Origin of the sequence: Mucilaginibacter sp. OK268 (assembly GCF_900103125.1) — a bacterium.
GTDB lineage: Bacteria > Bacteroidota > Bacteroidia > Sphingobacteriales > Sphingobacteriaceae > Mucilaginibacter.
Genome location: NZ_FNJV01000007.1, coordinates 344,205 through 365,484 on the forward strand (window position 1 = coordinate 344,205; position 21,280 = coordinate 365,484).

Sequence of the window (21,280 nt, forward strand, 5' to 3'; positions counted from 1 at the left end):
CCATAACCATGTTGATCAACCCTATCCATAAACCCGGTTATTATATGGTCAATGCGATCACCTTTTACAGGTTGTTAGCAGTACCGGTACTTTTGACATTATTATTCAATGAGCAGCTTGCTGTTTTTAAATGGTTACTGGTTGTAAGTTTTCTTACGGATGCGATTGACGGATACCTGGCACGCAAATACAAAGTAAGCAGCGTATTCGGTTCGATCCTGGATTCTGTTTCAGACGACCTGACCATCGCGGTGGCTATCATAGGTATAGTTTTGGTAAATCCGGAATTCCTGAGAAAAGAGTTAGTATTAGTTTTATTACAAGTAGTGCTTTTTGGCACCCAGATTGGTTTTGCGCTATTTCGGTATTGTAAGATCAGTAGCTTTCATACCTACCTGGCCAAATTTGTCACTGTTTTTCAGGGCATATTCCTGGTGCTATTCTATTGGTTACCCGAACCTATTTATACGCTATTTTACCTGGTCTCGGCCTTAACTATCCTCGACTTGTTGGAGGAGATTACCCTTGTCCTTATTATCCCCAAATGGGAAACTGATATAAAAGGTTTATATTGGGTAATAAAAAAACGCGCACTGCAAAAAGCGTAAAAACCGTACCCATGGTAAAAGAAATGCCGGTAACCGTAAAACGGGCCATAGAACTCATTGGCCTGTTTGTTTTAGGAACGATCATAGTAGCTGGAAATACGATCATTATGCCTTTGTTAATGGCGTTCTTCTTCAGCCTGGTGCTTTTACCTGTCTTCCGCTTTTTCAGGAAGTTAAAAGTGCCGGAAGTGATCGCTGTTTTTTTACCGATATTATTATTAACGATCATCGTGGCGTTGATTATTTGGCTATTTTCCAGCCAGATCGGTGCTTTGTTAGATGATTTTCCGCAGATACAACACACTGTAACCAAACATTTGGATAATTTAAGTATCTGGATCAGCAAATCATTTGGATACTCCCCGGCAGAACAGGTGAAATTCATTAACGTTCAGAGCAAAAAGCTATTCAGTTCCCTAGGCGGAGTTTTGAGCGGCGCGGCGGGATCTTTGTCCGGCGTGGTGATATTTATAGGTTTGCTTCCTATTTACATCTACCTGATCATCCTGTACAGGAACCTTTTTTTAAAGTTCCTGCTGATGTGGTTTAAAAAAGAGGAGTATTTAAATGTAGAGGAAGCCGTACGGCAGACTGAAAAAATGGTTAAAAGCTACCTTGTGGGGCTGCTGATACAGATAACCTACATCATTATCCTTTTGGGCGGTGCTTTATGGCTTTTCGGTATTCAGAATGCGTTACTCATTGGTATCATCTTCGCTTTTCTAAATCTGATCCCTTACCTGGGCGCCCTGATCGGCAATATTCTGGGCGTGTTGCTAACCCTTGCTTCATCAGACAGCATTGCAGATGTACTGATCGTATTGGGAGCCATTACGGCGGTGCAATTCCTTGACAATAATATTCTGATGCCGCGTATCGTGGGTTCACAGGTAAAAATCAACCCGCTTGTTTCCATCGTTGGGATTATCATTGGCGGGGTGATGGCGGGGCTTTCGGGCATGTTCCTCGCGATGCCGGTGCTTTCTATTTTAAAGATCGTGTTCGACCGTAGCGAAAGTTATAAGCAATGGGGTGTGTTGCTGGGCGATGAACGGCCGTTAAAGAGCCAGATGCGAGTTTAGCCCTTTCGGTTATTTATTTTCTGGACGGCTTTGAAAGCCTGGAAAACAACCAATGGCAACAGGCTAACGGTTATAGCGGCTACCCATAATTTAAAAGAAAGTACCGAGAGCCCTAAAACTAAACGCAGACCAGGCACAGCAAAGACCATTAGTGTCAGACCATTGCAGATCAAAATGGCGATCCATACCCATTTGTTCCTGGTAATTTCATTATTTAACAATCCTGCGCCATCCGAGGACATGTTAAACACATGAAATAGTTGGGCGAAAGTGAGGGTGATAAAGGCGACATTATTGCAGGTACGATCATCGCTATGCAGCACTTCTTTGCAATAAATAACCACAATGATTACTGCCGAAGTGATAGCAGCCGAGTATAAGGCGATAGCCAGCCATTTTTTGTTGGTAATGATATTCTTTTCAGGGGCTCTTGGAGGTCTCGACATCACCGTTTTATCTCCTGTACCTAAGCCCAGCGCCAATGCCGGAAAGATGTCTGTCACCATATTCAAGAACAGGATCTGTAGCGGCAGTAAGGTGGCACCCGGTATAACTACGCCTAAGATAGTTACCATGAATATCTCGCTCAGGTTGCAGGATACCAGGTATACCACAAACTTTTGAATATTCTGAAAAATCTCCCTGCCATGCGCCACCGCCTGGGCTATGGATGTAAAAGAATCATCTTTCAAAACAATGCTCGCCGTTTCTTTGGCTACCTGGGTTCCCCTGATGCCCATGGCAATACCCACGTCCGCTTTCTTTAATGCCGGTGCATCGTTTACACCATCACCCGTCATGGCAACTATTGATCCGGCTTGTTGAAAAATATCCGCGATTTCCAGTTTTTGCTTGGGGGAGGCCCTTGCAAAAACAGCGGTTGCCAGAATACGTTGCCGCCATACTTTTGTTAATAGTTCGGCTTGGGGCAGCTCCTTTCCGGTAATCACCTCCTTGTTGTCCTCATCGATCAAGCCTATCTTTCGGGCAATATTTAATGCTGTTTGCGGATGATCCCCGGTGATCATCACGACTTTAATGCCCGCTTTTCTACAACTCAGGATAGCTCCTTTGATATCCATCCGGGGTGGGTCAAGAAAGCCGGCCATTCCGATGTACACCAGCTCATTCAAATAATTATGCGTATCAAGCCCTTCACCCGACCGGTAAGCAAATGCCAACACCCGCAGTCCACTGGCCGCCATTTTCTCCGATTTGAGCAGGATGGTTGTACGGGATTCGCTATCAAGTATTTTGATAAGCGCCCCCGACTGAACCTGGCTGCATTTCTCCAGCAAATGTTCAACAGCGCCTTTGGCCGCAGCAAAGTATCCTGACGGTGTTTGGTGCAAGGTGCCCATCATCATGATCTCCGAATTAAAGGGCACTTCTGCAATACGTACATATTGCTTCATTAAACCCCGTGTATCTAAGCCGGCAGCAATGGCCATTTGTATTAACGCGACCTCTACCGGGTCCCCGGAAAACTGAGCGGACTCAGCATTTTTGTCCTCTGTTTCAATAATGGCATTATTGCATAAAACACCTGTTAATAACAGTTTATCAAAATTTTCGGCACTTATCTTAACTGCTCCCTCAGGGAATTTTAACAGGTTCTTTTCTACTTGTACTTTAATGGTTTCATCCGGAAACGTCAAAGTATCTGCATATATCTTGTTTTCCGTTAGGGTGCCCGTCTTGTCCGTCAGGATAACCCCGGTACTGCCCAGCGTTTCTACGGCAGATAGTTTTTTTACTACAGCGTTACGCCTGGCCATCAGTAACATACCGTAGGATAATGCAATCGTTGCAACAATAGGCAAACCTTCGGGTATAGCAGCCACCGCCAGCGCAATGGATGTTTCTATAATAGTTAGTGTGGCTTTGCCCTGGATAAATCCGGTTACTGCAAATATCGCGGTCATGACGAGTGTGACAAAGATCAGTTTCCGGGTTAATTTGTTCAGCTTTTTATCCAGAGGGGTAACTGTATCCACGGAACTTTCTACCAATGAAGTTATGGTGCCTAATTGCGTATTTGCTGCAATACCCGTAATCACCATTTTGCCATTCCCGTTAATGACCGAAGTGCCCTTAAAAACCATGTTATGCTGGTCCCCAACAATCGTATCTTCTTTTAATGCTTCAATAGTTTTATCTGAAGGAAGAGACTCGCCGGTAAGCGATGATTCATCGCATTGTAAACGGTTAACGGCAACCAACCGGCCGTCCGCCGGGATAATATCTCCGGCTTCCAGCGGAATGAGATCGCCTGGGACTAATTGTTCTGATGGGATCGATCTGGATTTGCCCCCGCGGATAACCCTGGCCAGCATGATATCCATTTTTTTTAGCGCGTTCATGGAGCTGCGTGCCTGAAACTCCATAAAAAAGCCGATCAGGGCATTAATCAATATGACGGCCAAAATGGCTATGGTTTCCAAAATATCCTTGAAGTAAAGGGAAACGGCAGCCCCAACTATCAGCAGGTAAACAATAGGGCTTTTGAATTGTAATAGCAGGATCAGCCAAAGGCCTTTCTGTTTTTGAGTTTTGTAGCTATTCGGGCCGTAAGCACGACCGCGTTTTTCAGCCTCATGATGGGTGATCCCTTCAACATTATTGGCTTGTATCAGTGTAATAACTTCTTCAACAGGTAATGAAAAAGGATGGTCTAAAGGGTATTTCATTATCATGCTGAAATTGGTTTTGCGCTCAAGGAAAAGGGAATAAGTAGCTTTTACCTCTCTTCTTTTTTATTGAAGGTGAGTAAAGGGATTTTTCCATAAAAAGAGTACTCTTCGGCATTGGAAGGAAAAAATAACTTTTCAAACATGGATCTTGATTGATGGGTGAATAAGACCAAAAGAGAAGGTTTGCTGATTTTAACAGCATGGTCTATATCCTGAAGCAAGGCATTGGTAATATCCCTTTGAGGATTTAGTATGGTCACTTTATAATCCGTTTTTTTCTGTAGTGTCGCTTCCGCCAGTTCCTTGTCAAAAGCGAATTCATGGGGATAGGCAATATGCATCATCTCGACACTGGCATGAATAGGCCTGGCAAAATCTACAACTTTTTTAAGTTCGTTTTCATAATCGGTCATATCCGATGCATAAAGAATGTGTTTTAAATCCTTTAAATGGTAGCCGCTTGGTATGCATAAAACAGGGATCGAAGAACTGTTGATCAATTTAGCGGTATGCGTACCAAATATTTTTGTAAGGGCACCGGCACCCCTTGTACTGATGCAGATATAAGAACAATTGTACTTGCCTGCATAATCCTTGATCCCATCTACCACATCGATATTGGATACCAGGACTAATTGGTGGTTAATTTCGGGTTCATCGATATCATGATAGATACCGGCAATGAACGATGATAATTCTTCCACCGTTTTCTTTCTGAAGCTATCGGTATACTCCGCAAAAGCGTGGTCGCTCCATTTGAAAGGCTTTAAAAGGTGGTACACGTGAAGGATGATCAATTCCGCTTTACGCTGTCTGGCCAGTTTTATGGCAAAACGGATAGCCGCCTTTGAATTGGCGGACTGGTCGGTAGTAACAAGTATCTTTTCCATAATTTAATCAGTCCTTAAACTGTTATAGTGTTGTTTTATTCATCATTGGGGGCAACCCTGTTATTAAAGACAGCAGGTGTTTGGTTTTGGAAATATGACCTGGCGGCTGATCAGGGAGTCAAAATTACCTTCAGCGCTTTCTCTTTGGCTGCGTTGCCAAATGTATCGTAGGCTTCCATGATCTGATCTAGTCTGAAATGATGTGTGATTAGCTTGTCAGGCTCTATTTTTTTTGATTGTACTGTTTTCAACAACATTGGTGAAGTTACGGTGTCAACCAGCCTGGTGGTGATTGTAATGTTTTTTGACCACAGACTTTCCAGATGCAAACAGACACTTTTTCCATGAACACCAATATTGGCAATGCGGCCGCCTGGAGCTATAATTTCCTGGCATAACTCAAAGGTTTCAGGAATGCCTACAGCTTCAATGGCTACATCAACCCCGATATTATCAGTTATGCTCATGATTTTTTCAAACGTATTTGCGGCAGCGCTATTGATTGTATGCGTAGCACCGAATTTTTTTGCCACTTCCAAACGATTTACATCCTGATCGATCATTATTATTGCTGCCGGCGTATAAAATTGTGCAGTGAGCAAAGTGGCAATGCCAATAGGGCCGGCACCTACAATGGCAACCATGTCGCCCGGTTTCACCTGCCCGTTCAATACGCCGCATTCAAAACCAGTTGGTAAAATATCGCTTAACATGACCAAAGCTTCTTCATCCGCTCCGGTCGGGATGTGGTAAAGACTATTATCAGCATGCGGAATCCTTACATATTCAGCCTGGGTACCATCAATCAAATGCCCCAATATCCAGCCGCCATCAGCACAATGCGAATACATACCTTTTTTGCAGTAACTACATTTACCGCAGGATGTGATGCAGGAAATTACGACATGATCTCCTTTTTTGAAATTGCTTACCCCGGTGCCCACTTCTTCAACAATACCAACGCCTTCATGCCCGATGATCCTGCCATCAATCACCCCCGGCACATCGCCTTTCATAATGTGCAGGTCGGTTCCGCAGATCGTAGTTTTCAGGATTTTTATAATGGCATCACCGGGTGACACTATTGTCGGTTGGGGTTTTTCTTCCCAGGATTTTTGACCTGGCCCGTGATAAACTAATGCTTTCATATTTTCTGGAATTAACACCTTGCTAACAACTACAAAACTGCTGCTAATTTGCTTATTTAAGATGCTGATGGTCAGTTTAAAAAATGACATCTATCACTATTTAGCAGGTCGAAGCTGTTCGTTTTTGTTCTTTTAAGCACAACGCCACAGAACGACCAGTGACATTGAAATTTCTGATGGCATATAGATGATGAATCGACCTGCTCCATTCAACTTCCAAGCAATAAACTGTGTATACCTATTAGAAAAAGCGTTATCATCACTAAGCATTTTTCAGTATCCAATCACTATGATAGCGATATGACTTTGGGGGACATATTAACTCTGATCATTGAAGTAAATAAAAAAGTGATTACCATCACTTAATAACAAATTGATTATCATTTGATTAGAAATAAAAACAAGGGAGATTTATACCAGATAAAATCAACATCATGAGAAAGCTACTTTTATTTTTAGTCATGCTAACAATTACAACAAGTGTCACCGTTAGTGCATGGGGGCAAACCAAAAAAGACACGACATTTAAAGTCTATATCAACGCCAAAGGCGGCATACACAACCACGGCGGCACGCCACTGGGATATATTGATAAAGACAATATCGTCCGTGACAACAAAGGTCAAAAACTTTATTTTATTGACGGAGCCGGTAATGTGATCGACGCGAATGGTAAAAAAATGGGTATGGCCAGGAAAAATGGGGCCTATTACAATATCCATGGAGAGAACATTCTTAACACGAAAGATCTGGATAAAGAAAAATGCGCCATTTTAGACCCAAAAGGGCATAATTTTGGTACGGCGCACCTGAATTATAAGTTGCATGCCTGCGCTGCACATTGTTATTTCCTGGAACAGCAAAAGAAAAAGGACGAAGCAAAAAAGGCAAAGGTCTAACAATTAGTTCCATCAAGGCACTCGGCTGGGCTTTCTAACGGATACCCAGCCTTTTTATTAATACCTGGTTATGTCAATTTAAATAGCGGGCCGGTTGTTAAACAGATGCGTACTTTTATAGTAAACCAACCTTAACGGGAAATTACCAATCCAAAATGGAACACACTAACCAGGCAAACGAAATGAAAATGGAGCATATGGACCATAGCAAAATGCAGCACGGGCATGATCCGCATCATGGCATGTCTGAACATGACCACCATGCCATGATGATCGCTGATTTTAAAAAGCGGTTTTATGTAGTGTTATTGCTTACTGTCCCGATCCTGCTGTTGTCCATGCAGATTCAGCAATGGCTGCACGTAGATTTCAGCTTCACAGGATCACCTTACGTGCTTTTTGCATTAGCTTCCGTGGTGTTTGTTTATGGCGGCTGGCCGTTTTTGACTGGGTTGGCAGATGAAGTGAAATCAAAGAACCCCGGCATGATGTTTCTAATCGGCTTTGCCATCACCGTGGCCTACAGCTATAGTGTAGCCATTGTTTTTGGTTTAAAAGGTATGGACTTCTTTTGGGAACTGGCCACGCTGATCCTCATTATGCTCTTAGGCCATTGGATCGAAATGAGGTCGGTAATGGGCGCATCAAATGAACTGGAATTACTCGTACAGTTGATGCCATCAGATGCCCACATGGTCATGAAGGACATGATACATGACGTAAAGACCGATACCCTGAAAGAGAACGATATTATCCTAATCAAACCAGGTGAAAAGGTTGCAGCAGACGGGATCATCCTGGAAGGAGAAAGCTACCTGAATGAATCCATGCTGACCGGCGAATCCAAACCTGTACAAAAAATCAAAGGTGATAAAGTGATCGCGGGATCTATCAATGGTAACGGATCTTTTAAAGTTACGGTGTCCCATGCAGCCAAAGATTCCTACCTGTCTCAGGTGGTTAAGCTGGTTGATGATGCGCAAAAATCGAAATCACAAACCCAGTTGCTGGCAGACACAGCAGCCAGATGGCTGACTGTGATTGCGTTGATTACCGGTATCGCTACCTTTCTGTATTGGTATTTAACCGGGCAAACCTTAGCTTTTGCGATGGAAAGGATGGTGACCGTTATTGTGATCTGCTGCCCTCACGCCCTGGGGCTGGCCGTACCATTGGTAGTTGCCAAATCAACCGCCTTGTCTGCAAAACACGGTTTATTGATCAAGAACAGGACCGCGTTTGAGAACGCAAGAAGAATTACCACGATTGTATTTGATAAGACAGGCACGCTTACCGTTGGGAAGTTTGAAGTATCAAAGGTAGTCTCCTTAAATAACGATTTCAACGAAAATGAGCTCATTCGCCTGGCATCTGCATTGGAACAAAAATCAGAGCACCCGATTGCCACCGGCATCCTGCAAAAAGTGGGGGATTTAAAGAGCGCCATTCCAAAGGCGGAAAATTTTAAGGCGATTACTGGTCAGGGTGTTGAAGCCACTGTAGAGGGTAAAAAGATAGAAGTTATAAGCCCCGGTTATTTAAAGGAAAATAAGTTGACCGTTCCTGATGGTTTTAAAGCAGATGATACGGAAACAGTGGTTTTTGTGTTGATCGATAAAAAATTGGCAGGATACATCGCACTATCAGATGAGATCCGGCCAGAGTCAGCAGAAGCTATTAAAACGCTAAAAGACGAAAATATCAAATCCATATTGCTTACCGGGGATAACAGTAAGGTAGCTGCAAGTGTCAGCAAAACGTTAGGCATGGACAGTTTTATTGCCGAGGTATTACCGCATCAGAAATTGGAAAAAATCAAAGAACTGCAAAGCAAAGGCGAGTTTGTTGCCATGACTGGTGACGGCGTTAATGATGCTCCTGCATTGGCCCAGGCAGATATTGGCATAGCCGTAGGTTCGGGTAGTGATATAGCGGCAGAAACTGCAGGGATTGTTTTGGTGAACAGCAATCCAAAGGATGTTGTCAACCTGGTCTTATTCGGTAAAGCGACCTACAGAAAGATGGTTCAAAATCTGGCCTGGGCAACCGGTTACAATGTAATCGCATTGCCGCTGGCTGCCGGTGTGTTGCATAACCAGGGCATTGTATTAAGTCCGGCTGCAGGCGCAGTCTTGATGACGGTCAGCACGGTTGTCGTGGCTATTAATGCAAGTTTGCTTAAAGTAAAAGCTTAATCACAAATCATTGATAGTCCATATTGATTACCAGCCTGTTTGTTGATAATCATATTGCCCCATGGATGAAGCTATCATTTAGCAATTATCGTTTTCATGAAAGCGAATTAAGAAATCGACCTTCATCCGTAGTTTGATTTTTTAACTAGGCGCTTAATATCTTTGATCCATATTTTTCGGCCATCCGTTTCCAAAATACCTTCTTCTTTAAATTCCTTTAACAGGCGGATCACATTTTCCTGGGCAATCCCGGCCAGGCTGGCCAGATCCATTCTGGAGATATTCAAAATAATCGCTTGTTCACCGGATCCTTCATCCTTAAACTTTTCCCTCAACACGATCAGCGCGATGGCAAGCCGTTCCGTCGCGGTCCTTTGAGAAATCACGGAAATACCATTGGCCAGTACACTAAATTCATGGCTCAATGTTTTCAATAAACGCCGGGCAAAAAGCGGAGATTTATCCAGAATAGTTAAAAAATCTTCTTTAGGAATAAAACTGACCAGGCTATCTTCCAGGGTGGCGGCAGAATCAGGACAGCGTTCTTCCGCTAAGACTGCATGGTACCCGATCAGCTCGCCTTTGTTGGCTACGTAGATGATCTGCTCCCTGCCGCTCCTGTCAACTTTATACTTTTTTATTTTCCCCTGGTGGATAAAATAAATACCGGAAGGCACAACACCTTCCTTGAAAATAATTTCCCCTTTTTGATATTTCTGCGCTCCCTGCCGGGAGATCAAAAAATGGTAATCTTCTTCTGAGAGGGTATTAAGAACAGACTGTGTTGTGAATTCCCATTTGTCAATCGGAAAAATTCCAGATAGGCTCATGTTACAAAGATACGAATTTATTAAAGCCTATTTGATTAACTGCCACGCACTGCATGAGCAAAAAGCGTACTCGCCTGGAAGATATAACGCTCCTATTTATCGGCAAAAACTGATAAATATCAGCCAGCGCGCTGATGTCATACCATGCCATTGCCGCTGCTATAGGTCTAAATTTGTATACGATGAAAGATGATCAGTTTTCGCCTCTGCCACTCGATCCCCAGGATCAAATCAAACCAGAAATAACCAGATCGCCGGAAAAAAAACTGATCAATGAACTCTTATTCAGCGATGACACGGAATTTGATTGGCTATACCCAAAACAATTTCAATTACTATCGCTCAAACATTTCACGCTGTTGCCTATTGCCCAAAAAGCCGCTGAGTTCCTGTCTTTACCCAACACCAGGGTGCTTGATATTGGTAGTGGCGCCGGTAAATTCTGCTTAACTGCGGGTTATCATTTCCCAAAAACTTTTTTTTACGGGGTGGAGCAAAGACATGAATTACATCATTTGGCAGAGAATATCAAAAGATATACGGATCTGCCCAATGTGAATTTCATTTACGGGAATGTCACTCAGATTAATTTTAAAGAGTTTGATCACTTCTATTTTTATAATTCATTCTTCGAGAATATTGATCAAATGAATAAAATTGATGATACGATCGAATTATCGGAGAGCCTATATAACTACTATACCCAATACCTTTATATGGCGCTGAGCGCAAAACCATCCGGAACACGCCTGGTCACCTTTCACAGTTTAGAACAGGAGATCCCGCCTGACTATAGGCTGGCAGATGTTTCCTATGATACTTTGCTAAAAATGTGGATCAAAGAATAGTCCAAATGAATGTATTCAGATTTTTAAACGCACCCTTCCGGGGTTTTGAAACCGATAGAAAAGACAGCAATATGCTTCATGATACGTTAAGTCCGTCCCTTTTTCGTAAAGACCATGTTTTTGATGATCTCTACCCGGAACATATCCAGGCATTATCACCTATGCACTGGACCTCCGTTAACATCGCAAAAAAAGCGGGCGAATTTCTGGCCATTCCAAATGCCAAAGTATTGGACATCGGGAGCGGTGTCGGAAAGTTTTGCCTGGTAGCTGGTTTTTTCAATCCGGAAACGGCGTTTTACGGTATTGAACAGAGGAGCGAACTATTTACCTTCGCAGAAATAGCCAGGGAGGAAATTGATTTACCCAATGTAAATTTCATTCACGGCAACCTGACTGAGCTGGACTTTGCCGATTACGATCACTTTTATTTTTATAACCCTTTTTACGAAAATATCGAACCCGACAGCCGGATCGATTATGTGGTAAAAACTTCATTTGAACTTTATGATCGCTATAGCCGGTTTGTTTATGAAATGCTGGATAAAAAGCCTCCGGAAACAAGGTTGGTGACATTCCATGGGGCCGATAGCCAGGTTCCCCCAAGTTACCAGTTGGTTAGTAATTCCTATAGCAGGTTCCTGAAAATGTGGATCAAAGAATGAGTTCCTGGACCAGCATAATAGTTCAAAATATTATAAAAAAAGCACCGTGTTGATACAATAAATCATGGGAAGAACATCAAAATCATGGGCCATGCTGCACGCCAAATGCCCGCGCTGCCGAAGGGGAAATATGTTTGAGGGGGCAACATACAGCTTAGGCTCTAACAAGATCAACCTGAATTGCCCGCATTGCCAGATGGTCTTTGAGATCGAACCGGGTTATTTCTATGCGGCGATGTATGTGAGCTACGCGATGAATGTAGCAGAGGGGGGATTTTTATGGGTGGCTACCTTCCTGATCACCCATAATAACGACTCACCCTGGTTATATCTTGCCACCATCCTGGGTGGCTTATTGGTACTCTCTCCATTGAATTTCCGGTATTCTCGTGTGATACTGCTTTACTGGCTGTCACCCAAGGTACATTACCAACCACATCTGGATACGGATACGCCAACCGACGGGAATAAATATAAATGGTTTCAATAATGAGCAGCGTGATGAATTTGTTCCGGCCAAAACTGATCGATACCCTTAAAAATTACACCAGGGCACAATTTTATAAAGATATTGTCGCTGGTGTAATTGTGGGTATTGTGGCCTTACCTTTAGCCATTGCTTTTGCCATAGCCTCTGGTGTATCTCCCGAAAAAGGCATTTTTACCGCTATTATTGCCGGGCTGGTCATCTCCGCTTTAGGAGGCAGCCGGGTACAGATCGGTGGCCCCACGGGCGCCTTTATCGTCATTGTTTATGGAATCGTCCAGCAGTTCGGTGTCAGCGGTTTAGTAATCGCCACCTTTATAGCCGGGATACTCCTGATCATCATGGGGGTGGCCAAATTGGGCAATACCATCAAATACATTCCCTATCCCCTGATCATTGGCTTTACCACGGGGATCGCTGTCATCATTTTTTCCTCCGAGATCAAAGATTTTTTGGGGCTGAAAATGGGAAGTGTTCCAGCTGATTTTATCAGCAAGTGGCAGGATTATGGGCAGCATCTGTCTTCTGTAAATCTATATGCCCTGTTCATCGGGGTTTTTACCCTGTTGGTCGTTTTGCTGTGGCCCAAAGTAACCCATAATATCCCGGGCTCATTGATCGCTATTGTGATCTGCACATGGGTAGTTTGGTTCTTTCATATTCCCGTAGAAACCATTGGTAGTCGTTTCGGGGCTATCCCTTCTGCTTTACCACGCCCGGTAATTCCGGGCGTCAGCCTGGCGACCATCCAGCAATTGATCAGGCCTGCTTTTACCATCGCATTGCTGGGTAGTATTGAGTCTTTGTTATCAGCGGTTGTTGCAGATGGCATGATCGGCGGAAACCACCGGTCTAATACAGAGCTGATCGCTCAGGGACTGGCGAATATCTGCTCTTCCATTTTTGGGGGCATCCCTGCCACCGGTGCGATTGCCAGAACAGCCACCAATGTTAAAAACGGCGGACGGACACCTATTGCCGGGATTATCCACGCCATCACCCTGCTCCTGATCATGCTTTTTGTAGGCAAATGGGCGGCACTGATCCCGATGGCAACACTTGCAGGTATATTGATCGTGGTCGCCTGGAACATGAGCGAGCTGGAAAATTTCATGGCCGTACTGAAAGGTTCAAAAAGTGATGCCGCCGTTTTATTGACCACTTTTGGGCTGACCGTACTGGTGGACCTGACGGTAGCTATTGAAATTGGAATGATCCTGGCTGCCTTCTTGTTTATGCGCAAAATGATGCAAACAAGTTCTGTACAGCAAGCTGTTTTTTCCGTAGATCAGTTACCTGATCAGGAAATTAATCCGGAAGTTATTCCCGTAGGGGTTGACGTGTTTGAAATCAACGGCCCTCTGTTTTTTGGTGCAGCCTATAAATTTAAAGATGCGATGAAAGTACTGGAGATGCCCGCCAGGGTACTGATCATCCGGATGGGGAACGTACCTGTTATTGATGCGACTGGTATTCGGGTATTGCGGGATGTTCATCAGGAAATAAAAAAGAAAGGAACCAAACTCATCCTTTCCGAGGTGAATAGTGAACAGGTAATGGCTGAATTAAAAAAAGCACGTTTGTTGTTTCAAATAGGGAAAGGTAATATCAAGGACAGTTTTGAAAAAGCTTTAAAACGGGCGAATGATGTCTTATCAAATGTCTGAAAAAACAATTCCTGAATCGCAAACTAAGGCATCATTGTTTCTGGATTAAATAGGATAGCGCAGCGTTACAGCCCTGCTAATGGCCAGGATCAACCCCGGTTCAAGAACGGTGTTCTCTTCAGGCGCTTCTTCCATCCATAATTTATTTTCATTCAGGATGAGCGTATGGTTTTTACCATCTAAAAGAATTTCAATGGTAGGGCTTTTTTTACTCGGAGCGGAAATAATATAATAGATATAGTCTTGCTGCTTATAATTTACACGTAAAGGAAATCCGATCATAGGTAAATAGAAATTAGGTTAAATCGCTGTGTATTTAAAAGTGAAAAGGACACAAGACGCTCAACGTAAATATTTACGTTGAATACCTGTTGGCGATTTGGCTTGGTGGATTGACACGATTGCATGTTAAAAGGACTCGTCAAATAATTCATTGAACAGTTGACTTTCCCTATGGGTTATTCTTCCGGCCATAACCCCTTTTTTATTGAGTGACAAGACCACAATAAAATCATCTCTGCTGACCGATGGTAAAAGTTTAAGTAATTCAGCTATGATTCCATCTTTAGGTACGCTTATCCCGGCCCCTGAAGCGGATACCTTTGCAAAGTCTGCAGCGATCCCACATAACAGATCCAAATTAAAATTACAGGCTATGTGGGGAGGATCAAAAATAAACCCGGCTTTATGCAGATCATAACCTATAAAGAAATGCTCCTTGATGCTACTGTCTTTTTTTAATAAACTCATCAGGTGTTTTGATATCCGGTTTCCCTATTTCCTTCCATGGTTTCAGTTTCCCGATAGTCAAAAGTACTTCAAACTTCAGCCGCTATATAAATAAAATATCAGCCCCAATACTGATATTTATCAGGTTGTGCTACCTGTTAAATAGTCGAATCTACATTATAAAATAAGCCCGGTCAGTTTTGACCGGGCTTATTTTCCCAAAACAATTTTTAAACTATTATTGATTGTTTTTTTTCTCTGTTACCTCTTTACGAATATCCGTTGCAATAACTTTTAATTGTTGCATGGCATTTCTAAGCCTTGTCCCCGCCGCTTTGTTGCCTTTTTCGTAAAAGCTGACCACGTCGCTTCCTACAGAAGCCACCAGGTCTTTTACCGATTTGAATTTTTCCATATGTTTTTATTAAGTAAATAAATGATGTTTGTTTTTCGTTCCTTTTTGAAAACAAACAGGTAAAACTAAAAATTTTCAGTATAAATAGCCTTTCTGATGATCATTGACATTCTTCCTGATCATTTGGACAAATCTTCCTATTAGCAAATTACAGGGTTGCATAGATGATTATTTTATTTGACTTTGTACAAAGGGCATCTTACTGACACAAGCACCCATTGGCAGGCCCCGGATATCTACCAGCACATTTGTTCCGGGTGCTGCCGCATCAATAGCAACATAGCCTAATGCTATTCCTGTTTTTAGTGTCGGCGACTGTGTGCCTGAAGTAATCGCCCCGATAGGTTCACCATCCATATTCAAGATACGGTATCCATGGCGTGGGATACCTCTTTCCATCATCTTAATACCAACTAATTTCAGTTTCGCTCCGGTGCTTTTTTGTTCCTGTAAAACATTCTTCCCGTTGAATTCTTTGTTGAATTTGGTTATCCAGCCCAATCCGGCTTCCAGAGGCGTAGCATGATCATCAATATCGTTGCCATACAAGCAGTAGCCCATTTCCAATCGAAGGGTGTCTCTGGCTCCAAGTCCGATAGGCTGAATGCGGTAAGCGGAGCCTGCGGCCATGATTGCCTTCCATAGGGCGGCTGCCGAATGATTAGGTACATAAAGCTCAAACCCTCCGGCTCCGGTATAGCCCGTATTGGATACGATCATATCGGGGATACCATTTAACATCAATTCCCTGAAATGGTAATAAGGGATCAGGTTCAATTGATAGGAGGTTAAGCGTTGAAGCGTATCAACGGCATATGGACCCTGAACGGAGATCAGCGAAAGCTCGTCTGATCGATCTACCAATTCTGCATGCTTATAATTGTTGTCCACCAGCCAGTTCCAGTCTTTTTCTATATTGGATGCGTTTACCACCAGCATATAGATCTCCAGGTCCAGCCGATATACCAACAGATCGTCAATGATACCACCTTGCGTATTGGTCATACAGGAATACTGTACCTGCCCGATATACAGGGTCGAAGCATCATTGGTCGTGACCCGCTGAATCAGATCAAGCGCATTCGGACCTTTTACAAAAAACTCACCCATATGCGACACATCAAAGATCCCTACCTGGTTCCTGACAGTTTCATGTTCATCGTTGATCCCTGAATATTGGATGGGCATATTGTACCCCGCGAAGGGAGCCATTTTTGCGTTTAACGATTGATGGATTGCTGCCAGTGACGTATTCTTCATCATAAGCTTATTAATGTGATGAAGGATTACTTACGATCAGCGCCTGATATTGTTCTGCAGTCAACAGGGATTCCCGGTCGCTTGCCGAGGTCACCAAAACCTTGATCATCCAGCTGCTATAAGGATCCTGGTTCACCAGTTCCGGGTTTGTTTCCAACAAAGGATTGATCGCTATTACTTTGCCATTTACCGGCATAAACAGGTCAGAAACCGTTTTTACAGCTTCCACCGTGCCAAATATGGCTTCTTTAGCAATGATCTTGTCCAGGGATGGAATATCTACATAAACGATATCTCCTAATTCCTTTTGTGCGAAATCGGTGATACCAATCAATGCATGGTCCTGTTCGAAGCTGATCCATTCGTGGTCACTGGTATAAAGTAAATGTTGCGGGTAATTCATGATCTGTATTTTTTTATGGTTCAATGGTATTAAATAAACTTTTCAATGATGGGGCCGCCTTTCCATATCTCCGGCGTAGCTAAATCCTGGTACTGTGAAAAATTCTGAATAAACTGCTGTACTAATTTTCCTGCCGCGATACGATATTGGTCAGGATCTTTCCAGGTATTTAGCGGGTTGAGGATAGCCGATGGCACACCCCGGCAGGAATCGGGTAGCTGCAACCCAAAAAAAGTATCCCTGGTGAAGGATACTCTTTGCAGGTTTCCGTTCAGGGCAGCCGTGATCATGGCCCGGGTATATTCGAGCGGTATCCTTGTCCCTGTCCCATAGCTTCCTCCAGTCCAGCCCGTATTGATCAGCCATACCTGTATAAGATTGTTCTTAAGTTTTTCTCCCAATAACAGGGCATAGCGCATCGGGTGCAGTGGTAAAAATGGTTTTCCAAAACAGGCTGAAAAAGTAGTCCTGGGTTCCGTAACTCCCATTTCAGTTCCAGCAACTTTGGCGGTATAGCCGGAAAGAAAGTGATACATAGCCTGCTCCTGGGTTAACTTAGATATGGGCGGTAAAACCCCAAAGGCATCTGCCGACAAAAAGAAAATATTCCAGGGTATTGTTGCGACAGCAGGAGCCTGGATATTATCCATAAAATCCAGCGGATAGGCTGCACGGGTATTTTCAGTTTCGGAGATATCTTCATAATTTACCCGCCTTGTACCCGGATGAAAGCAGGTATTTTCCAATAAGGCGCCATATTGAATGGCGTTAAATATTTGCGGTTCCTTTTCCTGGGATAGATTTGCGCATTTGGCATAACAACCACCCTCAATGTTAAAGATCTGGATATCATCCCAGCCATGTTCATCATCTCCAACCAGCTTCCTGGCGGGGTCCGCGGACAGCGTAGTTTTGCCGGTTCCTGATAAGCCAAAGAAAAGCGCCGTGTCTCCCTGAGCAGAAGTATTGGCGCTGCAATGCATCGGGAGAACCTGCCGCTGGGGCAATAAAAAATTCAATATCGTAAAAATACTTTTCTTGATTTCTCCTGTATAGGCTGTCCCACCGATCAGGATGATCTTCCTGGAAAAATTAATTACTGTGAAATTAGCAGATCTCGTTTCATCAGTAGCAGGGTCGGCAAAAAAGCCGGGGGCAGATAAGATCAGCCAGTCTTCCTTAAATTCCGCCAGTTCTTTGGGTTCAGGCCTTATAAATAAATTGTGTACGAATAAGGCCTGCCAGGCGTATTCGGTAACTGCCCTGATCTTTAAACGGTAAGTGATCGCCGCGCAAGCGTACACATCTTGTACATAGATCTCCTTTAAAGACAGGTATGCTATCATTTTTTGGTATAGCCCCTCAAAAGCCGAGGCTTTGAAAGGCTGGTTGACATCACCCCACCAAATACTATCTTCGGTCAGGTCGTCCATAACGATAAACTTATCTTTGGGTGATCTGCCCGTAAACCTTCCCGTATCACAGGCAAGCGCACCGGTATCTGTCAGAAACCCCTGTTTGGCATCCATCGTCCGGCGGATCAGCTCGGGGGCAGGGGTATTCCAGTTGAGCTGACTGCTGGTTTGTAAACCGATATAATCCAGGGAATTTTCCACCAGTTTCTTCATGTTGATCAGTTTAAAATTTGTTCTGTTTCTGTTAAAGGGCCGTCGGTTACAGCGTATTTGCCCGCAATCAGGTTTTGCCTGACCTGCTTGAATACCGCGACAGTTTTATATACATCTGCAAAAGTGTGTACGGCAGTTGGGATGAGCCGGAGCATGATCGTACCCTGGGGCACAACGGGATAAACTACCATGGAACAAAAAATATGATGATTTTCACGAAGATCTTCCACCAATGCAGTGGCCTGACTAACCGGCCCGCTTAAATAGACAGGGGTAACGGGGGATTCGGTATCACCCACATCCAGACCTGCTTCTTTCAGCCCATCCTGCAGCGCATGAGTGATCTGCCATAGCTTGATGCGGAGTTCTGGTCGTGTCCGGATCAGTTCCAACCTTTGCAGTAAACCAAATACCAATGGCATGGGTAATGCCTTGGCAAAAATCTGCGACCGCATTTTATAACGGAGGTACTGGATGATGTCCTGGTTCCCCGATACAAATGCGCCTATGGCCACGAATGCTTTGGCAAATGTGCCAAAATAAAGATCAATTTCATCCTGTACGCCCAAGGCTTCGCCGGTCCCCGCACCGTGATTGCCCATGACCCCGATCCCATGAGCGTCATCAACCAACAGCGTGAAATCAATATACTTTTTAAATGCAGCAATTTCCTTCAATTTACCCAGATCTCCCCGCATCCCGAAAACGCCCTCGGTAATGACCAGGATACCCCCTTTGCTATCATCCGTCAGCTTTTTGGCACGGAACAATTGTTTCTTAAAGTCATCCATGTCATTGTGCCGGTAGACAAAACGTTTCCCGGGGTGTAAGCGGAGTCCGTCAATGATACAGGCGTGAGCTTCCGAATCATACACCACCACATCATGCCGGTCAACCATACTGTCAATAAGAGATACCATGCCCTGATAGCCATAGTTCAATAAAAAAGTATCCTGTTTGGACACAAAAGCAGCAAGTTTCTCTTCCAGTAGCTCATGCAGCACTGAGTTTCCGGTCATGATACGAGCCCCCATAGGATAGGCCAGGCCATATTGCCTGGCACCTTCAGTGTCTGCCTGCCTGACTAAAGGATCATCGGCCAGCCCCAGGTAATTATTCAGGCTCCAGACCAGCTTTTCTTTTCCCTTAAAATTCATTTTAGGCCCCAGTTCTCCTTCGAGCCGGGGATAAGTGAAATAACCATGGGCATAATGAGCATGATCGCCTAAAGGACCTAATTTGGATAGTGCTTTTTTTATTAAATTCATCAATAAATATTAATTATGATCGTTCATCAGTAAACCGTACATGCCTATAGCTGGGCTTGAACCAACTCGCTTACTCCTTGACCCACATTTTCAAAACCCGGCTATAGGAATTGTCCATTAATTGATAACTGGCCGGAATTTGTTTGTCTGGCGCATGAAAGGTTACCAGTTTAGTACCGGTCGGTTTCTTGTTCAGCATCTCGTAAATGAATAGGGTATATTGATGATATAATTCAAACGAGGTACTGACTGTATAATCGATCCGGCTTTTTGGTTCTATATTTTCATAAAAAGGATTGTAAAAATAAAAATGATCATACTGGTCATAATCCAGGTCCATAAGGTTACCATAGATAAACTGGACATTGGACACCCCGACCTGTTCTTTAGCTATTTGAGCATGATGGAACAATTCTTCCCGTTGTTCAACACCGTAAAAAGTAGCTTCCGGGTGATAGACACCAGCGGCGATGCAGAATTTACCGACGCCGCTCCCGATATCCAGGACCCGGGCCTCCGGGGCCGCTAAAAAATTGCTGGCTTCCAGGGAGACATCCAATGCGGTCCAATGCATTTCTGATAATTCCCGTATATGCCGGGGATATAAAGTATCAAAGGCTGCGTCTTTGCGGAAATAGGAAATATTTAAGGTATCGCTATACATTTGAAAAAGGTGTATGAGGTTTTATTTAAGTTTTGAGTTTAAGTGGATAATTATTCTTTGATCCAAAATTGCAGCAAGGAATCATAAGACTGGCCTGTCATCCTGTAACCGGATGGAATAACCTCACCGAGGCTTTGGTAAGTTACGACCCTGGTTCCTTCTGGTTTCTCGCTTAGCACGCCCTTTAGGTACACCGAATAATACGTGTAGAGGCTATGGGAGGTCTCTATACTATCGTCGATCGCGTTCACCTGGTCTATATTCTCAAAAAAAGAATTATAGAAATAGAAATGATCAAACTCATGGAAATTGATCTGGGTAATATTGGCATGCAGAAAATCGACATTATCCATCCCCAGGTATCTTTTGGCGCTTTTGGCGTAATGAACCAGTTCATGGCGCTGCTCTACACCGAAGTAAAAAGAATCAGGATAAAAATGTGCCGCTGTTAGACAGAATTTTCCGATGCCACTACCCACATCCAGAATTTTTGCATGCTTTACAGCTAAATATTCCGCAGCTTTCCTGGCTATGGCAATAGGTGTCCAATGTTTTTGAGACATTAATTGCAAATGTTCGGGATAAAGCCAATCAAATTCCGCTTCATTGCGGAAGAAGGAATCATTGGGGTGTTTCTTTCTGAAAGGTATAATAGTGCCCTGCTGCCGCTCTTCGGGCTCAGGCGGAAATGATGAAAATGGGTATTGACTAAGCACTTGCAAATATATCCACCTGTCTAAGGGCTTTCACCTGCAAGAAATCAATGAGGAAGGTGATATTTATCAGTTTTTACCTGGTAATACCCGCATGCTGAACTTGATTTAGCAGGATTTCTAAGTAAACTGATAATGCGAAGTCGCCACATCCCGGTATAGTGTTGAACAAAAGGGGCGATTTCAGA

21 protein-coding genes are annotated in these 21,280 nt (G+C 43.6%); 8 read left to right on the forward strand and 13 right to left on the reverse strand.

Annotation, left to right across the window (positions count from 1 at the left end):
• Positions 1 to 8: 8 nt before the first annotated feature.
• Positions 9 to 608, forward strand: coding sequence for a CDP-alcohol phosphatidyltransferase family protein (locus BLR84_RS21560; RefSeq protein ID WP_255367012.1), 600 nt, complete (start codon positions 9 to 11; stop codon positions 606 to 608).
• An 11-nt stretch (positions 609 to 619) separates the two neighbouring features.
• Complete coding sequence (locus BLR84_RS21565; protein WP_090472371.1) at positions 620 to 1,690, forward strand: AI-2E family transporter; 1,071 nt, start codon at positions 620 to 622, stop codon at positions 1,688 to 1,690.
• Here the strand turns inward: BLR84_RS21565 and BLR84_RS21570 are convergent.
• The 3 genes from BLR84_RS21570 to BLR84_RS21580 form a co-directional block, all read right to left on the reverse strand.
• Positions 1,687 to 4,380 carry a cation-translocating P-type ATPase gene (locus BLR84_RS21570; RefSeq protein WP_255367013.1) on the reverse strand — a complete coding sequence of 898 codons (2,694 nt, stop codon included), beginning with the start codon at positions 4,378 to 4,380 and terminating at the stop codon, positions 1,687 to 1,689. The two genes, BLR84_RS21565 and BLR84_RS21570, sit on opposite strands and share 4 nt — an antisense overlap.
• A gap of 50 nt (positions 4,381 to 4,430) precedes the next feature.
• Positions 4,431 to 5,273 (reverse strand): universal stress protein, encoded by an 843-nt coding sequence (locus BLR84_RS21575; protein WP_090472275.1) that lies wholly within the window; start codon positions 5,271 to 5,273, stop codon positions 4,431 to 4,433.
• Between the two features lie 110 nt (positions 5,274 to 5,383).
• Positions 5,384 to 6,421 (reverse strand): zinc-dependent alcohol dehydrogenase family protein, encoded by a 1,038-nt coding sequence (locus BLR84_RS21580; RefSeq protein ID WP_090472372.1) that lies wholly within the window; start codon positions 6,419 to 6,421, stop codon positions 5,384 to 5,386.
• 434 nt (positions 6,422 to 6,855) lie between these two features.
• Between BLR84_RS21580 and BLR84_RS21585 the strand changes: the two genes are divergently transcribed.
• A complete protein-coding gene (locus BLR84_RS21585; RefSeq protein WP_090472277.1) occupies positions 6,856 to 7,320 on the forward strand; it encodes a 5-fold beta-flower protein in 465 nt (154 codons plus the stop codon).
• Positions 7,321 to 7,475: 155 nt separating this feature from the next.
• Positions 7,476 to 9,515, forward strand: coding sequence for a copper-translocating P-type ATPase (locus BLR84_RS21590; protein WP_090472279.1), 2,040 nt, complete (start codon positions 7,476 to 7,478; stop codon positions 9,513 to 9,515).
• 122 nt (positions 9,516 to 9,637) lie between these two features.
• On the opposite strand, the gene BLR84_RS21595 is transcribed toward BLR84_RS21590, so the two are convergent.
• Positions 9,638 to 10,345, reverse strand: a complete 708-nt coding sequence (locus tag BLR84_RS21595) for a Crp/Fnr family transcriptional regulator (RefSeq protein WP_090472281.1) — start codon at positions 10,343 to 10,345, stop codon at positions 9,638 to 9,640.
• A gap of 134 nt (positions 10,346 to 10,479) precedes the next feature.
• Here BLR84_RS21595 and BLR84_RS21605 point away from each other — a divergent pair, with 134 nt between their 5' ends.
• The 4 genes from BLR84_RS21605 to BLR84_RS21620 all read left to right on the forward strand — a co-directional run bounded on the left by BLR84_RS21605 (position 10,480) and on the right by BLR84_RS21620 (position 14,012).
• Positions 10,480 to 11,193, forward strand: coding sequence for a class I SAM-dependent methyltransferase (locus BLR84_RS21605; protein WP_143013966.1), 714 nt, complete (start codon positions 10,480 to 10,482; stop codon positions 11,191 to 11,193).
• Between the two features lie 5 nt (positions 11,194 to 11,198).
• Complete coding sequence (locus BLR84_RS21610; protein WP_090472286.1) at positions 11,199 to 11,858, forward strand: methyltransferase domain-containing protein; 660 nt, start codon at positions 11,199 to 11,201, stop codon at positions 11,856 to 11,858.
• 64 nt (positions 11,859 to 11,922) lie between these two features.
• Positions 11,923 to 12,348 carry a DUF983 domain-containing protein gene (locus tag BLR84_RS21615; protein ID WP_090472288.1) on the forward strand — a complete coding sequence of 142 codons (426 nt, stop codon included), beginning with the start codon at positions 11,923 to 11,925 and terminating at the stop codon, positions 12,346 to 12,348.
• A complete protein-coding gene (locus tag BLR84_RS21620) occupies positions 12,336 to 14,012 on the forward strand; it encodes a SulP family inorganic anion transporter (RefSeq protein ID WP_218128421.1) in 1,677 nt (558 codons plus the stop codon). Before BLR84_RS21615 ends, BLR84_RS21620 begins: the two co-directional genes overlap by 13 nt.
• 45 nt (positions 14,013 to 14,057) lie before the next feature.
• Here the strand turns inward: BLR84_RS21620 and BLR84_RS21625 are convergent, their stop codons facing one another.
• The 9 genes from BLR84_RS21625 to BLR84_RS21665 form a co-directional block, all read right to left on the reverse strand.
• Positions 14,058 to 14,294, reverse strand: a complete 237-nt coding sequence (locus BLR84_RS21625) for a hypothetical protein (RefSeq protein ID WP_090472290.1) — start codon at positions 14,292 to 14,294, stop codon at positions 14,058 to 14,060.
• Positions 14,295 to 14,420: 126 nt separating this feature from the next.
• The gene (locus tag BLR84_RS21630; RefSeq protein WP_090472292.1) at positions 14,421 to 14,762 is read right to left on the reverse strand and encodes a hypothetical protein; all 342 of its coding nucleotides are present in this window, start codon (positions 14,760 to 14,762) and stop codon (positions 14,421 to 14,423) included.
• Positions 14,763 to 14,979: 217 nt separating this feature from the next.
• Complete coding sequence (locus BLR84_RS21635; protein WP_090472294.1) at positions 14,980 to 15,156, reverse strand: histone H1; 177 nt, start codon at positions 15,154 to 15,156, stop codon at positions 14,980 to 14,982.
• A gap of 168 nt (positions 15,157 to 15,324) precedes the next feature.
• The gene (gene gcvT, locus BLR84_RS21640; RefSeq protein WP_090472296.1) at positions 15,325 to 16,416 is read right to left on the reverse strand and encodes a glycine cleavage system aminomethyltransferase GcvT; all 1,092 of its coding nucleotides are present in this window, start codon (positions 16,414 to 16,416) and stop codon (positions 15,325 to 15,327) included.
• Between the two features lie 10 nt (positions 16,417 to 16,426).
• Positions 16,427 to 16,819, reverse strand: a complete 393-nt coding sequence (gene gcvH / locus BLR84_RS21645; RefSeq protein ID WP_090472298.1) for a glycine cleavage system protein GcvH — start codon at positions 16,817 to 16,819, stop codon at positions 16,427 to 16,429.
• Between the two features lie 29 nt (positions 16,820 to 16,848).
• Entirely contained in the window at positions 16,849 to 18,447 is a 1,599-nt protein-coding gene (gene pckA, locus BLR84_RS21650; protein ID WP_090472300.1) for a phosphoenolpyruvate carboxykinase (ATP), read from the reverse strand.
• 5 nt (positions 18,448 to 18,452) lie between these two features.
• Positions 18,453 to 19,715 carry an aminotransferase class I/II-fold pyridoxal phosphate-dependent enzyme gene (locus BLR84_RS21655; RefSeq protein ID WP_090472302.1) on the reverse strand — a complete coding sequence of 421 codons (1,263 nt, stop codon included), beginning with the start codon at positions 19,713 to 19,715 and terminating at the stop codon, positions 18,453 to 18,455.
• Between the two features lie 70 nt (positions 19,716 to 19,785).
• Complete coding sequence (locus BLR84_RS21660; RefSeq protein ID WP_090472304.1) at positions 19,786 to 20,379, reverse strand: class I SAM-dependent methyltransferase; 594 nt, start codon at positions 20,377 to 20,379, stop codon at positions 19,786 to 19,788.
• Positions 20,380 to 20,429: 50 nt separating this feature from the next.
• Positions 20,430 to 21,095 (reverse strand): class I SAM-dependent methyltransferase, encoded by a 666-nt coding sequence (locus BLR84_RS21665; protein WP_090472306.1) that lies wholly within the window; start codon positions 21,093 to 21,095, stop codon positions 20,430 to 20,432.
• Positions 21,096 to 21,280: the final 185 nt, after the last annotated feature.